Below are 15,569 nucleotides of genomic sequence, written 5' to 3'. Positions count from 1 at the left end.
CGGGAGCACCCGGCCGTGCCGTGTGCGTGCAAACGGGCGAAAGCCCCCTGCCGAGTACCAGTCGGCAGGGGGCTTTCTTTGGGCTAGTGCAGGTGGGCGTCGAAGTCGCCACCTTTCGGACTTACGGGTCGATGAAGTGATCGAAGATGGGCAGTGCGATCCCGAAGGCGACGACGCCGGCGGTCAGAGTCGCCAAGAACTGCACCGGAGTGCTGTCGGGAATGGAGAGGGATGTGGTGCCGGCCATGAAGATCCCGACCAGCACGGAGCCCGCTATCAGGATCCAGCCCCGGCAGCTCGTCAGAATCGACTTCAGGTCGATCATCTCAAGCCAGACCAGGACCGTCACCCCGGCGCCGGTGCCAGCGGCGACCGCTCCGGCCATTGGGCAGCCGGATGCTCGCATGACGAGGCCGTAGAGGTACCCCATGACGAGGCCGATCAGGATCAGCCCGGCCATCTTCGCGGGAATCCGGACCCCGGACCCTCCGGTGTTTCCCCCATTTTCTGCGCCCCCGGTACTGCCCGTGTTTCCTGTTGTGACGCTCATGCTGTGGAACGGTCCTTCCGCATTGATCTCGATGCCGCCGAACGGAGCTCGGCGCGCAACGGGCAGCGTAGCGCACGAAAGCACCCATGCCACAATACGGGTGCGGCAGTGTCGCGTTGTGTTCATGCAGTGTCGGAATACGCGTCATGTGACGTTGCCACGGTGCTGCTGCGCCACCAGAGTATCGGACCCACGCGCCGAGCTCGGCACATGAAGGCGTGAGAACCAGGAAGGGACGGAGCCACCGGCCCCGTCCCTTCCTGCTGTATCTATTCGGTTCTTCTCGGCTCTGGCGCCGGCCCGGCTCGTCGGTGGTTCATCATCGCCGCCCGGCGGAGCTGGCGCTGCTCTTGCGCATTTCGGCAGCGGCGGCGAGTAGACGCTGCTTCTCTTCTTCAAACTGACGTTCGATCTCATCTGGATCGAGCGCGTTTCGCAAACCGTCGAGGATGAACTCACGGGCGAGCTCGGCAATCGACATCCTGCGGATGCCTGCGATGCTCATCAAGTTCTGATAGTCGGCAGGACGCAGCCGAAGACTAAAGGTCGAGTTTGTGGGATTGGCACCGTGCGGGCCGTTATCGGATTTCGCATTGCTGTTGGCCATGTTGAGTCAAGCTCCTATTTTCGAGTGGGTCGAAGATCAGGAGAGAGCCCTCATCTGGTGCTTTGGTGAGGTTTGAGTTTGAGACACAACTTCTCCTTGCGGTATTTTTTGGTGCTTCGGTCGCAAGTAGTGAAGCGACCGTGTGTAACCCAAAACCGTTCAACTACCGCAAGCCGATGTACGAGTGATGCCACAGCACCGTAGCACCTGAGGTGCATCTAGTGTATCCGGAGTATCTATTGAGACGAGCGGCATGGCAGAGATGGGGCGGACGAGAGGCGTTCGACATGGCCCCTGCAGCTGTGGCAAGCAACTGGATGCTTCTGGTTCATCGACCGCATCAGCGTCGTGTGGGGGCGGCTGGATCGCAGATGAGCGCGGTGTTCCTACCTGCCGCGAGGTGGTCCGCCATAGCCGTCGCCAGGGCGTGAAGTTGTAGAGACGGGACCGTGCCAGAGAGTGGTTGCCGATACGTCACCGTGACGAATCGGGGGGGTTCCCACTTTTTTAGGGGGTTGCGAGCTGTCCGGCGATCAGTAGTCTGCATGGGACCGCCATCGCTCATCGTGGATCGGCGAGAACCCAAATCGCTTCCAGGAAGACAAGATCGGATGCCCCGGACACTTCGAGTCATGAGGTGTGGGAGCACCCCACGACTCAAAGTTGCCAGGTCAGCTAACTTTGGGCGGCGGAATGCGGACACTGCCCGCGAATCCGCCACGCAACTGCCGCGGCTGGCCTTAAAGTGTCCTCGTTCAGTAGACGGCGTTCGGGTCGCAGACGATCTCGAAGTCGAGTCGTACGAGCTTCACCGGCTCTGCGTCTTCTTTTTTGGGACTGTCTTCTTCGTGGTGGTTGGTTCTATTCGCGTTAGCCATCCTGGCTCCTTGCTCTTTTGGAACTAATTTCTCAGTACTGATAGTTGATGACCGATCTAGATCTCCTGACAGGTGCCGATATGGAAATTCAATCGACGTGGTTGGGTGCGATTGTTGTCGGCGAGGAAACGTAGTGACCGGTATGTATAAGATCAATTCCTTTGTTCATCCACCGGCTAATTCGGCTGCGAAGCCCAAGGGACGGTTAATTTTTAGGGGGGTTGTCGCCACCCGCGTGAGGGTCGGTTAGTCTGAGGCTGGTTCGGCTAGAAAGCGGCGAGGAGGGGTGGCCGCCGGATCAGTGCCGGTGGCCACCCTCGCCCGTCCTGTGCATGCCGATTTGCATGCGCTGACATGGAACTCGCTCTTGAAGACTCGGTCGAGCCTGCTAGGCGAGCGCCCCGGCCGCACTTGGCTGGGCAGAGCCGGGGTGCTCCCTTCCTTTGCGCCCCACCACCTCTCTTGTGCCCTCTTCGGCACGTCTTCCGCTTTGCTTTCGTCGGTGTCGATACCCGCGTAGGCCGTCGGGTTCAGATACCTAACACATGGAACGTACCTGTAACGACTGACCAAGTTTCATTGTCCCCACCCCAGCGGTGAGAAGTTATCTCGAAACTCCTACATGCACGATGTAAATCGTTGGATTTTCCGATGTCCATTCGCGCAGCGAGCACCCGAAAGACGTGGGATGAATACATAGATCAGGAGGGTAGAACAGGTTCCTATTTACTGATGAGTAAGAATGGAGCTTAACCGGACGCCCGTCATATAACGTTGAAATCACGATCACTAGGGCTTCCGGGAATTCAGCCCGTCTGAGCCTGCTACCTGGGTCTTTCTGCGACCACCAGACTGGCCGATGCAATCTCGCCCGATCATGCCCGAGAGCAACCACGCTGTGTCGGCCTCTAGTCGGGTGAACCAGTCGAACTTGGCTGCCACTCATCGCCACCGGTCTAGGCATGACCGCGGGGTCCATTAGCTGCTCGAAAGTGATCGATCAGCCCCTGCGGACACCGCGACCGAGCACTCCTGCGCCCGGCCGCAGCGATCTACTCGCGGCGGGCTCAGGGAAAAATCGAGACGCAGGACACAGTCCTGTACCTCAGGGCTCTTGACAGGTCAACTCACTGATCTTGCGACGAGAAGAGAGAATCGATGGATCTTCTTCGGCGTGAATCTGTTTGGGAGCAAAAGTTCCACTCTTGAGCATCTGTTCACAGGCTATTTATGTTCCCCTCATAGCGCGCCGTCGACGGCACCGGAGCGGGGGAGGAGACCGTCGGCACGGACCTTTCCACATGACCGCGGACTTCAGCAGCCGCATAGGCGTCCGCCGAGCTCATTCCTCCGCGGCACCCTGCCCACCCCTCCCCCGGCCGCCCGCTCGACCGCCTCTGACCGAACTCAGGGGTTTTGGGGTTGGGACTTGGCTCGGCGGCGGGCTAGTTCTTCTTGTTCCAGGACTGCGGCTTCGGCGAGGGTGGGGGCGGTGCCGCCGAGGCGGGCGGGGACCCAGCGGGCCCCGGGTTCCATGGGGTAGTCGTGTTGGGCCTGGGTGAGGAGGTCGGTCATGTGGGTGCGGAGGGTGGCGGTGAGGGTTTCCGGGGGTTCGGCGGGTGGGATGGGGTCGCCGATGCGGATGTTGATCGGGAACTTGTGGCGGCCGAGCTTTTTCGGGATGTCCTTGGTCCAGACGCGGTGGGCGCCCCAGATGACTACGGGGATGATCGGGACGTCGGCTTCGATCGCCATGCGGGCGGCGCCGGATTTGAAGTCCTTCAGTTCGAAGCTGCGGCTGATGGTCGCCTCGGGATAGACCACGACGAGTTCGCCGTCGCGCAGCGCTTGCACCGCGCGGCTATAGGATTCGGCGCCAGCCGTGCGGTCGACGCCGATTGCCTTGCAGTGCTTCATCAAGAAGCGGACGATGCCGTGCTCGAGCTCGGCCTTCATCATGTAGCGGACGTTGCGGCCCGACTTGCGCCCGACCAGTCCGATCTCCATGAAGTCCAGGTACGCGGTGTGATTCACGGCGAGGACGGCGCCGCCGGACTGCGGGATCCGCTGCTGATCGGCGATGTCGATGCGCAGCCCTTGCACCTTGAAAATGGTGCGCACCAAACCGGCGAGTACGTCGTAAACCGGTTCCCGCGCCATCCGAATCTCCGCTGCTACGAGGCCGTCTTCTTACGTGCGGCTTTCTCCGCAGCCTCGGCGGCATCGAGCGCGTCGGCCTCCTCCAGGGTAGGAGCGCTGCCGCCGAGCCGAGCCGGTACCCAGTACGCGCCTGCCTCGTGGGTGTAGTCCTTTTGCAGGTCGAGCAGCATCTCCTGCATGGTCGAACGCAGCTTGGCGGTCAACTCGGACGCGGGCTCGGACGGCGGGATCGGTGCGCCGACCGCGATGGAGATCGGAGTGTTGGTGCGGCCGAGACGCTTCGGGAAGCCCTTGGTCCACACCCGCTGTGCGCCCCAGATGACGATCGGGATGATCGGCACGTCCGACTCGATGGCCATCCGCGCGGCGCCGGACTTGAAGTCCTTGATCTCGAAGCTGCGGCTGATGGTCGCCTCGGGGTACACGCCGACGAGCTCGCCGCGCTGCAGGTACTCGACGGCGGCCTTGTACGAGTCGGCGCCAGCACCCCGGTCGACCGGAATGTGCTTGAGCGCGCGCATGATCGGGCCGGAGATCTTGTCGTCGAAGACCTCTTTCTTGGCCATGAACCGGATGTAGCGCTTGGGGGTGCGCACCGGTAGACCCGCGTAGGTGAAGTCCATGTACCCGGTGTGGTTGACCGCGAGCACGGCACCACCCCGCGCGGGGATATGTTCAGCGCCCTTGACGGTGAACTTGAGGCCTTCGACGAAGAAGACGGTACGGGCAAGGCCGATGATCGTCCGGTAGACGGGTTCCACAATTCCGCTAGCGTAGTCGCTGACTGTCCCATCCGGCAGTGGGCCGCTGCGTTATGGGTCACACCGGGCCTGGGACGGTTCGCTCGGCCCGTCGCACGCTGTAGAGAAGAGGATCGTCGAAGTGGAAAGCGCCCATCTGAATCCACCTGGACGCGACCGGAAAACGCGGGATCACCTCGGCAGGACAGCATCGCACGCGGACAACTGGGAATCCGTTCGAACTATCGGCACCGGACTTGTGCGCTCGCTGGACCACTCGGACGCCGAGTCGCATCGAACTGCTCGTGGTCAGCGGGCTCGGCTAGACCGTCGGTCGGTGCGGACGTTGATCGGCGGCTTGGCGATCACCAGCGCATTCGTGCTGGCGGGCTGCGACTCCGCCGTCGGTATTCCGAACGACGAGCCGGTGGCGATCGCGGCCACGAGCACGACGCCGCCTGCCGCCGTCCCGTCCACCCCGGGCACCACGCTGCCGCCCGCCACGTCGTCCGCCGCACCCTCGGTGGGCCCGGTCGCCGAACTGCCTGCCGCCGTGCAGCGTTGGGCCGCGGATCTGAAGACGAGCACCGTCGCGCAACTGCAGGCCAAGTGCTGGACCATCGCGCCGCGGAACGTGGCCGACATGTACGCCGACGAGCAGCCCATCCTGGCCGCCCTCGCGCAGCCGGGCACCGCCACCCAGGACACCATCACCTGGAAGAGCCGGACCACCACCGTTGCCGTCGATCGAGCCGCCCTCGCCACCGGCTACGCCTGCCCGCGGGTCGCTTCCGGCGGCACCGACATCGAATACAACGACGCCGACGCCCGGCACACCGTGCGTCGCTACCTGGCCAGATTCGTCGGCGCTCCGCTCGACGCCGCCGACAAAGAGGGCACCTACCCGCTGGTCTGCAAGGCGACTCCGGCGACCTGGGATCCCACCGGAACCGGCAAGACGACCGCCGCACCGCTGGCCAACAACCCGGGGAAGCTGACCGGCGCCACCAAGTTCGCCGATCAGGAAATCAGCTCCGAGGGGCTGCGGGGGGACTACATCGCCGTCAACGTGCCGGTCACCAACTCGTCGGGGACAACGCAGACGCGCACCTTCACCCTGACCGACGGGCCGCAGGGCTACTGCATCGGCGACGTCTCCCCTTAACCGCGCTCGGGTCAGCGCACTGTGACCGCGGCACGGGCCAGCCGATTCGTAGCAGGCTTCGAGGCACCGCGAGCGCCTGGTAGTTCCATACAGCCATTACCCTGGATGGCTGGTAACGGTAGGAGGAGCAGCTCGTGCAGATCACCAGCGTCGGACACGCCGGATTCCACATCCGCACCGCGGCGGGGTCGATCCTTTGCGACCCCTGGGTCAACCCCGCGTACTTCGGTTCGTGGTTCCCGTTTCCCGACAACACCCAGCTGGACTGGGACGAGCTGGGCAACTGCGATTTCCTCTACGTCTCGCATCTGCACCGCGACCACTTCGACGCGGAGAACCTGGCCAAGCACGTCAACAAGGACGCGACCGTGCTGCTGCCGGACTACCCGGTGCCGGACCTGAAGCGGGAGCTGGAGAAGCTCGGCTTCCACAAGTTCTTCGAGACCGAGGACTCGGTCAAGCACACGATCACCGGCAACGGCGCCGAGCTCGACATCATGATCATCGCGTTGCGCGCGCCCGCGGACGGGCCGATCGGCGACTCCGGGCTGGTCGTCTCCGACGGCGAGACCACCTGCTTCAACATGAACGACGCCCGCCCGGTCGACATGGACGTGCTGCACGACTCGTTCGGCCACATCGACATCCACCTGCTGCAGTACTCGGGCGCCATCTGGTACCCGATGGTCTACGACATCCCGAACCGGACCAAGTCGAACTTCGGTAAGCAGAAGCGGCAGCGCGGCATGGACCGTTGTCGCAGTTACATCGAGCAGGTCGGGGCCACCTGGGTGGTGCCGTCGGCCGGTCCGCCGGTGTTCCTGGACGACGAGCTGCGCTACCTCAACGACGATCGCGGCGACGAGGGCAACATCTTCCCGGACCAGATGGTGTTCCTGGATCAGATGCGGATCCACGGCAACGAGGGCGGGATCCTGATGATCCCCGGCTCCGTCGCCGATGTGCGCGGCGCCGAGCTGGAGTTGACCCATCCGTTCGAGCCCGGGCTGGTCTACGACAACAAGGCCGAGTACATCGAGTTGATGGCGCAGCGGCTCGCGCCCGTGCTCGCGAAAGAAAAGGAATCCTGGGCGTGGCCTACTGGTCACTCCGCAGGCTCCGCTCCCGTGGGTGACGGGCCGTTGCTGGAGCCGTTGCGGGAGCTGTTCGAGCCGATCATGGCGCAGAGCGATCTGATCTGCGACGGCATCGGCTACCCGGTCGGCCTGGTGATCGGCGACGAGACCGTGGTGCTGGACTTCCCCAAGCGCGTGGTCCGCGGCGCCATCGAGGGAGAAGGCAAGTACCGCTACGGTTTCCGCATCGCCCCCGAGCTGGTGCGTACCGTGCTGCGGGACAACGAACCCGACTGGGTGAACACCATCTTCCTGTCCACCCGCTTCCAGGCGTGGCGGATCGGCGGCTACAACGAATTCCTCTACACCTTCTTCAAATGCCTCACCGACGAGCGGATCGCCTACGCCGACGGCTGGTTCTCCGAGGCGCACGACGATTCCGCCTCGACCGAGCTGGCCGGATGGGAAGTGCAGCGCCGCTGCCCGCACCTCAAGGCGGACCTGTCGAAATTCGGTGTGGTGGAAGGCAATACCCTCACCTGCAACCTGCACGGCTGGCAGTGGGACCTGGAATCGGGACGCTGCAAGACGTCCAAGGGTCACGAGCTGCGCTCCCGCAAACTGAGCTGAGCCGTCGGCGCACGTCAGGTGTGGGAGCGGGTGGCTATGCCGACCGCGACCAAGGTCAGGGCGCTGCCTACGACGGCGGTGATGGACAGGCCTGCGCTGGTTGGCGTGGCGATGTCCAGGACGATCGACATCAGGAGTTGGCCTGCTACCGACGTGAGACCGAGTAGCAGGACTCCGATCCAGCGGACGGTGATGGTGGCCAGCGCGATAAAGGCGATGCCGATCAGGCCACCGAGGTAGAGCCAAGGCTGCGTGGGGAATTCGTCGGGGAGACCGGAGCCGATCAGGACGACGGCTTCGATCACGACCAGGGCGATGAGGCCGACGCAGAAGTTGACCAGGGTGGCGGAGAGTGGGCCGCCGACCTCGCCGACGCGACCGTTGACCGCTTGCTGCCAGGCCAGCCCGATGCCTGCCAGGGCGGGCAGGATGATCAGCAGTGCGGTCGGTGCGCCGCGCAGCGAGTCGGGGACCGAGAGAGGCCCCGCTGGTGCGCCTGAGTGGCCCGCCCCGGCGATCAGCACCGCGAGCACTGCGAGCGCGGCACCGCCGAATCGCAGTGCGGTGACCGGAGTTCGACCGCTCGGACCCACGCCGAGGCGGTCGACCACGAGGCTGCTCAGAAGTTGGCCCGCCACGACGGCGACGGTGAAGGCGGTGACTCCGATCGCCGCCACCGTCAGCCCCTGACACGCGACGAAGAAAGCACCACAGAGCCCACCGAGCAGGTGCCACGGTCGCAAAGTGCCCGCCGACAGCGCGTTGCGGACCTTCGCCGCGCCATCGCGCAGGCGACCACTGAACGCGAACGCGATCACCAGGATCAACAGACCCGACCCGAAACTGATGGTGGCCGCGGCGATTCCATCATGCAACCGCGCCCCGAGCGCACCATTGATCCGCCCCTGCACCGCAACCCCCGCCCCGATGCAGAACCCGAACCCAAGCCCCAACCTCACCCGCGCGGTCACCCCCGGCACGCTACCGTCGCGCCCTCGCGTCGAGGCGAGTACGCCGCGCATGGATTTGCGCGGCGCGCACGAGATTTCCAGCGAATTCGCGCGCACCGGAAGAATTCGTGCGCAGGACCGGGGGTCAGGTCAGCCGACGCGGAGGGGGCGGGTGGCGTAGGTGTCGTGGCGGGCGTAGGTGCGGTCGCCGCCGTTGCGGGCGATGGAGCCGCGGACGAGGCGGGTGCGGATGCGGGCGCCGAGGTTCTCGTGGAAGCGGGTGGCGCCGGGGAGGATTCGGCGGGGAACCTCGAGTGCGCCGTTGACGACGGCGGTGGCCATGACGGCGCTCTGGAAGAATCTGCTGTCGGGAAGACCGAGGAAGTCGGCGTTGGTCGAGCCGAGGATGATTCGGCTGTAAGCGACCATGTAGCTGGTGACGATCCGGCGCAGTGCGCGCTGCGGCACGGTGTCGTTGCCGACGAACAGCCCGCCCGCCGCCGGGATCAGAGCCTGGGCCAGCAGCTGGGAGTCGGCGTCGGGGATGAATTCGGTGTCGGCGAGGATCCAGAAGGCACGCCAGGTGTCGTTCTCGCAGGTCGGCAGGATCTCCGGGTCGACGCCGAGCAGGAACCCGACGTAGCGCCAGAGCTGGAAGACCGCGTCCTTCTCTTTCGCCGAGAACTGTAGGCCGAGTGCTTGGGCCCCAACGAGATTCGCCATCGAGAACAGGCCGAGGGTGCCGACGGTGAGCACCTGGTTGATCGGGTGGTCCCACGCTTCGTAGTCCCAGTCGGGGCGGCGGTTCGTGCCTGCCCGCACCAGCGCGTGCATCAAACGCACGCGCAGCACGCTCTTGTAGCCGACCGCATTGTGTTGCAGCGCACCGGGAGTCGTCACGTCGAGCCACCACTGGGTGGTCTCCGCGAGCCGGCGCGGCGCCATCGCACCGAGGTCGCCGGTGCCGACCAGGGTCTTGTCCGCGCGGGACGCCAGGTAGCCGCCCATCAGGGCGAACATGCCCATCGCGATGCCACCCCAGACGCTGGTGCGGCCGACGACGCGGGCGCCGCGGTCGATCTTCTCGCGGTCCAGCCAGTACGGATCGGCTTCCACCTGTTCGAAGAAGGCCGTCAGCTCCGCCGGGGCGTCCGGCACGGTGTCGATGCCGTTTTCGACGGCAAGCTCGAACATCCGGCGGCCCTCACCGACGGGCAGCCGCTTGAACATCGCGACCATGGCGTCCGCGAGCGGATCGCCGACGTTGGTGAAGCGGCGGAAGGAGTCGCGCTGGGCGGCAGTGCAGCTCAAATCGCCCGGTGCCAGGACCGGCACGGCGTATTTGAACGGGAACTCCGTGAACAGCTGCGGAGTCGGCAGTTTGTGGTTGTCATGCGCCATTGCACTTCGCCCGTCAGATCGAGGTTCGCGGTCGAGCATTCTGACAAGACCGTCCCACAGAATCTGATATCTGGCAAGGATGTATGCCAGAATGACTCGGATGGCTATCACCTCGCGGTCCTACGGCGGCGTGCCGATCGAACAGCGCAAAGCGCGGCGTCGCGTCGCGCTGCTCGATGCCGCGCAGGAAATCATTGGTACCTCGGGTTTCGCCAAGCTGACGGTGTCCGGGTTGTGCACGCAGGCTCGGCTGTCGGAGCGGTATTACTACGAGAGCTTCAGCGATCTCGACGCGGTGTTCAGCGAGTTGTTCGATCGGATCGTCGACGAGATCGGGCAGGCGGTGGTCACCGCGTTCGTCACCACGCCCACCGACATCCGCGCCAAGACCAGGGCCGCCATCGCCGCGGCGATCGACCTGATCGCGGATGATCCACGCAAGGCGCGCATCGCCACTGTCGAGGCGCAGCTGAACCCGGCTCTACTGATGCGCAGGGCCGAGGTGATGCGCTCGTTCGCGGGCATCATGATGGCCGTGTGCGCGGGCGAGGTCGGCGCCGACGTGGTCGAAAGTGCCGGTGACCAAGCCGAATTCGCCGCGACCCACCTCCTCGGTGGCCTCTGGGAAACCACCAGCAGCTGGCTGGCGGGCACCCTCCCGGTCACTCGCGCCAACCTGATCGACCGCTCCACCGACCAATTCCTGCTCACCGCAAGCCATCTCATCGGCGTTTCGCTCGACTAGACGAGTAAGTCCCCGGCGGGCATCCGAATGTCGGCCGCTGTTGTGGTCCTACTTCGGGAAGGAGAAGGACTGCTCGACCGACGCGAACATATCCGACGTGGCCGAAGCGAACGCTAATTCCGATGCGTTCTTGTCGCGCTCCGCAATTTCGACGATTCCGTACCAGAGGTTGTTGTGCTTCGACATCTGCGTTCGCAGAGCGAGCATCTTGTCACCACTGGTCCCCATCTGCCGGGCCCACTCCTGCCCCGCAAACGACACGGTTGATACCGGCCCATACTCCGGGTTCGGATAATCCTCATCCATGCTCTTCGTCATCCGACGGGTGGCGTCTTCGGCCGAGTTGGCGAACTGCTCGGACACGATCGCGAGCATGATGCCGCACCGAACCGATGGTGACCAGTAGTACAAAGCAGTCACCAGCTCATCACTATCAGGAGATCCGTCCCCCTTTTCCCGATGGGGCCCCGCTGTCCAGTCGGACGGGAGGCCGACCTCGATGCCGTCGACCTGTCGGGTGGAGAACTCGCCTGTGCCGGAAGCGCATTCGGTATTCGTCGGGGTCGCATCGGCTGCGGGTGCCGTGTCGGCTACGCACGCCGTCACTGGTGTTGCCGCGAGCGCGACGAGCGCAAGTAGGGCAGTTGAACGCATGGGAATGTGTCCCTCTCGGTGGTGCAGCTTCCGAGCCTATGGACGCTGATCCAGGCGCACAAACACCTTGACCTGCATGATGATCCGAACATGATGGCCCGTGCGGACTCCGGACTTACTCGACTAGTCCTGGTGCCGTCGAGGTAGCCAGGACGGGGTCAGCAGGGCGATGGGGAGGATGGTGGCGCCGAGTAGGGCGAGGGTGGTCGACATGGACCACCAGGTGGTGGTGAGGGCGGCGAAGGCGAAGACCGCGAGGGAGACGACCTCGCCGAGCAGGCCGGATACCGAGGTTACGGTGGCCCGGGCCGGGCCTTCGATCGCGTCCTGGAGGCGGGCTCCGGCGACGACACCGGCGTTGTAGACGATGCCGTAGGAAATGCCGATTTCTGTGAAGCCGATGACGGTAAGGACATACACGGCGCTCGGTCGGTGCTCGGCGAGTCCGGCGATCACTGCACCGGCGAGGAACAAAACACCGCCGATGCCGACGGCGATCGCCATGATGCGGCCGGACATGCCCTCGGTGCGTCCGGCCAGCAGCGAGCCGACCAGCGAGCCGAGCACGGTCAGTCCGACGAGCAGCGGCACGACCGCCGTCGCTACGTCTACCGATTCCGCCAGCAGCGCGAAGTACTCATCGAATGCCGTGATACCGAACAACAGCGCCCCGAGCAGCACGCCGTTGCGCACCGCACGCACTCGAATCGATTCTCCGACACCGGTCTTCAGCATCGTGAGGTACCGCGCGAACGGTCCCGCCGCGCCCACCCGCCCCGGCTGCGCGTCGGCGACATCGAGAATCGGGCGCACCATCGCCGCATCGCGATCACCGACGCCACCACCGAACGCGTCGCCGTCGCCCGACACCGCTCGATCGCCGACCGCGTTGGCGAGACCATCGGTCGTGGTGTTGCGATTCGTGTCAGTAGCAAGGCCATGCGGCGTCGAGGCGTGCTTGTCAGCGATCGGCGTGGCTTCGTCTTCCAGCTCATCGACGTCGGCGGCGGATACCGCCTTGGGTGCGCTCGGCAGGGACAGCGCGATCACCGTGTGCAGTGCCGCGAATCCGACGCTCGCCCAACCGATCAGCGCGTATCCACCCCAGAGGTACAGCGGGGTGGCGGCGACGATGCCGACGACGATCGCGGTTTCCGAGGCCGCACGGGTGTAGCCGAGGATTCGGGCGTAAGAGGACTGCTCCTGGCGGGCGGCGAGGTCGTCGTACACGAGGGCTTCGAAGGTGCCGGAGGCCAAAGCTCCTGCGGTACCCCATAGTACGAAGCCGAGTGCGAAGCCCAGGTAGGTCGGGACGAGGGTCCACAGGGCGAATCCAGCGGTCAGCAGAACACCGCTGAAGACGAGGAGCCAACGCCGCGACACCGTGTCCGCCCACGCACCGGACGGCACCTCGAGCAGGAACGAGGTGGTCGACCAGATCGCGAACAGCGAGGAAATCTGCCCGGTGCTGAGCCCGTGGTCGGCGAACAGCAGGGAGTACAGCGCGTAGAGCGGGATCAGGTCGCCGATGCCGTGGAAGAGCACCGCGCGGATCGTCAGCGAGCGCAGCGACAGGACCGGGAGCGCCTCAGGACGTTCAGCGCTCTGGGCATCCGGCAACATCTGGCGGGGCGCGATCCGGAACACGCGCAGCGCATCAATCATCGACTCCGCGCGCGGCAGAGCCGGACGCGAGTGCAGACTGAAAGTGTCGGTGCTACCCGTCAGCCGGGCGAGCACCCATCTGACAGATCAACAGACGTAGACGATCAAACGCATGCGGTCAGCATGCGAGCCCGAGCAGACCACGTCAAGCGTTTATCCGAGTGGCAGCCAGCCGTTGGCGGCGTGCATCGAATCCCCGTCGTCGAGCTCCCGCCCCACCACACCGGGCCCGACCCTGCCGTGGTTCTCGTTGAGGTCACTGATCAGGTCCGCGACCGGGTGCGAGTCGCTGTAGTGGTAACCCTGTGCGAGGGCAAACCCGAGTTCGGTGAGCACCGCGGCCTGGTATTCGGTCTCGACGCCTTCGGCAATCACCTGGAGATCCAGCGCGCTACTCAACGCGGCGATCACGCCGAGCAGCGGCGGCGCCGGGGAATCCGAGCGGATCGCCGCGACGAAGGACTGGTCGACCTTGAGGATGTCGCTCGGCAGCGTGGCCAGCCTGCTGAGCGAGGAGTATCCGGTGCCGAAGTCATCGATCGCGATGCGCACGCCACGGTCCCGCAGGGTGTGCAGATTGGCGATGGCAGTGTGCGATTCGGCCGCCAGCTCGCTCTCGGTCACCTCGAGCACCAGCTGTTCGGCGGGCCAGCCGGTGTTGGCGAGGATGCCCGCGACTCGGTCGGCATAGCCTGCCTCGGCCAGCTCCAAGCCGCTGACGTTGACGTTCAGTGTCAGATCGAGCTGGGCGAAGGTGTCCTGCAGCCGAGCGGCGTCGGCGCAGGCCCGGCGCAACACCAGCTCGTCCAGATCGGAGATGAGGTCGTATTCCTCGGCGACCCGGATCAGTCCCTCGGTGGTGACGTCCGGCTGCGCGCTCGACGACCAGCGCAGCAGCGCCTCGACACCGACCGCCTTGCCGCCGCCCTCGCTGAGGCTGACGATCGGCTGGTAGTGCACGTCGAGCAGGCCGCGGTCGATGGCCTCGCGCAACTCCACCGCAAGCGGCAGCTGGCGCGACGACTCGAGCACCGTCCGGTTGCGACCCGCCTGCTTGGCCCGGTACAGGCCGACGTCCGCGCGGCTCACCAGCAGCGAGCCGGATTCGCCTGGCTGCCACGAGGTCACGCCCGCCGAACAGCCGGTGGTCACCGCCGCGCGCAACTGCTCGGTGAGCAGGATGGCGGCCTGCTCGGTGGTGTTGGGCAACAGCATCGCGAACGCGTCGCCGCCGTAGCGGGCCAGACGCTGGTCCGGCGCAAGCAGTTTCGACCAGGTGTCGGCGACCCGCTGCAGCACGGCGTCGCCCGCGCGGTGGCCGAGGTGGTCGTTGATCTTCTGGAAGCGGTCGAGGTCGACGAGCACCAGCGCGAGTCCCTGGCCGGTGCGGGTCGCGTGCTCGATCGCGGAGTTGAGCGCGCGGTCGAAGCCGCGTCGGTTCAAAAGGCCGGTCAGCACGTCGATGTCGGCTTCCGAGGCCATCCTGGTGAGGATGCCGACGACCACGCCGACGCCGAAGGTCACCCCGGCCGGGATCAAGCCGGACCACCACGGCAGCCCGGGATGCACCGGCCGCATGGGCAGCACCCACAGACACAGCACCATCGCGAAGGCGATGTGCGCGGCGGCCTGCGACCACGCGAAGAACAGCGCGGCATCACAGGCGACGAAGACATAGAAGGCGGCGAGGCTGATGGCGCCGACGGTGTTCGGGAAGGCGTAGACCGCGATCGTCACCAGCACCGTCGCGATGGCGACGTAGACGTGATGCACCGAATGCGGCAGCCGCGGACCCCACGCGAGCAGCGTTAGCCCGAGCGTCAGCGCAATCGCCGCAGACGTGCCGACCAACGCCCGATTACCCTCGTCGCCCGGGGCGATCGCAGTAATCAGCAGACCCAGCACACCACCCATGACGTAGAACGCCCCGGTGGTCCGAGCCATGACCATAGCTGTCGCCAGCGCCGATGCCGCCCGCACCCGGGTTCGGGTATCGCCGCGCGCCCCGATTCCTCGCACGGGGAATAGCCTAGACACAACGAATCCCCGCGGTTGCCACATCCCGTGAATCCGGCATGGCGAACCGGTAGCTATTCATCTTCGCGAAACATTCGGGTAGCCAACGCGACTTGGCCACTGGGGCCCACACTCGACATTCGTCGGTGCCCGCGCGGCTTGGCAAGGGGCGTATCGCAGACAGTTCGGACGGATGGGTGTCCGCCGCACCGCCTGATGGTCGTGGCGGATCGAGTTCGTCGGCGATGGCCGGAGGTACCCGGAAAGACAGCAGCCGTGCGCAGTCCGGCTACGGACCGCGCACGGCTGGCGCGAATGTTCGGACACGGCAC

Annotated in this window: 13 protein-coding genes; 3 read left to right on the top strand and 10 right to left on the bottom strand. The window is 65.2% G+C overall.

What is annotated here, in order from left to right; genetic code table 11:
• Positions 1-121: 121 nt before the first annotated feature.
• The 5 genes from ACQPW1_RS00985 to ACQPW1_RS00965 form a co-directional block, all read right to left on the bottom strand.
• On the bottom strand, positions 122-460 hold the full coding sequence (locus tag ACQPW1_RS00985; protein WP_433660892.1) for a hypothetical protein: 339 nt from the start codon (positions 458-460) through the stop codon (positions 122-124).
• A 409-nt stretch (positions 461-869) separates the two neighbouring features.
• Positions 870-1,157: a hypothetical protein gene (locus ACQPW1_RS00980; protein WP_433660891.1), complete on the bottom strand. Its 288-nt coding sequence runs from the start codon at positions 1,155-1,157 to the stop codon at positions 870-872.
• Positions 1,158-1,912: 755 nt separating this feature from the next.
• Positions 1,913-2,035, bottom strand: coding sequence for a hypothetical protein (locus ACQPW1_RS00975; RefSeq protein WP_433660890.1), 123 nt, complete (start codon positions 2,033-2,035; stop codon positions 1,913-1,915).
• Positions 2,036-3,442: 1,407 nt separating this feature from the next.
• On the bottom strand, positions 3,443-4,195 hold the full coding sequence (locus ACQPW1_RS00970; RefSeq protein ID WP_433660889.1) for a lysophospholipid acyltransferase family protein: 753 nt from the start codon (positions 4,193-4,195) through the stop codon (positions 3,443-3,445).
• Between the two features lie 14 nt (positions 4,196-4,209).
• Entirely contained in the window at positions 4,210-4,956 is a 747-nt protein-coding gene (locus tag ACQPW1_RS00965) for a lysophospholipid acyltransferase family protein (RefSeq protein ID WP_433660888.1), read from the bottom strand.
• Positions 4,957-5,272: 316 nt separating this feature from the next.
• On the opposite strand from ACQPW1_RS00965, the gene ACQPW1_RS00960 reads away from it, so the two are divergent.
• Positions 5,273-6,100, top strand: a complete 828-nt coding sequence (locus tag ACQPW1_RS00960) for a hypothetical protein (protein WP_433660887.1) — start codon at positions 5,273-5,275, stop codon at positions 6,098-6,100.
• 134 nt (positions 6,101-6,234) lie between these two features.
• Entirely contained in the window at positions 6,235-7,806 is a 1,572-nt protein-coding gene (locus ACQPW1_RS00955) for a Rieske 2Fe-2S domain-containing protein (RefSeq protein WP_433660886.1), read from the top strand.
• A gap of 14 nt (positions 7,807-7,820) precedes the next feature.
• On the opposite strand, the gene ACQPW1_RS00950 is transcribed toward ACQPW1_RS00955, so the two are convergent.
• Together ACQPW1_RS00950 and ACQPW1_RS00945 are read right to left on the bottom strand one after the other, a co-directional pair.
• A complete protein-coding gene (locus ACQPW1_RS00950) occupies positions 7,821-8,777 on the bottom strand; it encodes a DMT family transporter (RefSeq protein ID WP_433660885.1) in 957 nt (318 codons plus the stop codon).
• A gap of 129 nt (positions 8,778-8,906) precedes the next feature.
• A complete protein-coding gene (locus tag ACQPW1_RS00945; RefSeq protein ID WP_433660884.1) occupies positions 8,907-10,157 on the bottom strand; it encodes an oxygenase MpaB family protein in 1,251 nt (416 codons plus the stop codon).
• 100 nt (positions 10,158-10,257) lie between these two features.
• Between ACQPW1_RS00945 and ACQPW1_RS00940 the strand changes: the two genes are divergently transcribed.
• Entirely contained in the window at positions 10,258-10,902 is a 645-nt protein-coding gene (locus tag ACQPW1_RS00940) for a TetR/AcrR family transcriptional regulator (RefSeq protein WP_433660883.1), read from the top strand.
• Positions 10,903-10,950: 48 nt separating this feature from the next.
• Here ACQPW1_RS00940 and ACQPW1_RS00935 read toward each other — a convergent pair whose 3' ends face one another.
• The 3 genes from ACQPW1_RS00935 to ACQPW1_RS00925 all read right to left on the bottom strand — a co-directional run bounded on the left by ACQPW1_RS00935 (position 10,951) and on the right by ACQPW1_RS00925 (position 15,240).
• On the bottom strand, positions 10,951-11,556 hold the full coding sequence (locus ACQPW1_RS00935; RefSeq protein ID WP_433660882.1) for a hypothetical protein: 606 nt from the start codon (positions 11,554-11,556) through the stop codon (positions 10,951-10,953).
• A 123-nt stretch (positions 11,557-11,679) separates the two neighbouring features.
• On the bottom strand, positions 11,680-13,221 hold the full coding sequence (locus tag ACQPW1_RS00930; protein ID WP_433660881.1) for an MFS transporter: 1,542 nt from the start codon (positions 13,219-13,221) through the stop codon (positions 11,680-11,682).
• 153 nt (positions 13,222-13,374) lie between these two features.
• Positions 13,375-15,240: a putative bifunctional diguanylate cyclase/phosphodiesterase gene (locus tag ACQPW1_RS00925; RefSeq protein WP_433660880.1), complete on the bottom strand. Its 1,866-nt coding sequence runs from the start codon at positions 15,238-15,240 to the stop codon at positions 13,375-13,377.
• Positions 15,241-15,569 lie beyond the last annotated feature (329 nt).

Origin of the sequence: Nocardia sp. CA-128927 (genome assembly GCF_050955855.1) — a bacterium.
Classification (GTDB): Bacteria; Actinomycetota; Actinomycetes; order Mycobacteriales; family Mycobacteriaceae; genus Nocardia.
This window is presented reverse-complemented; position numbering and strand designations above follow the sequence as displayed.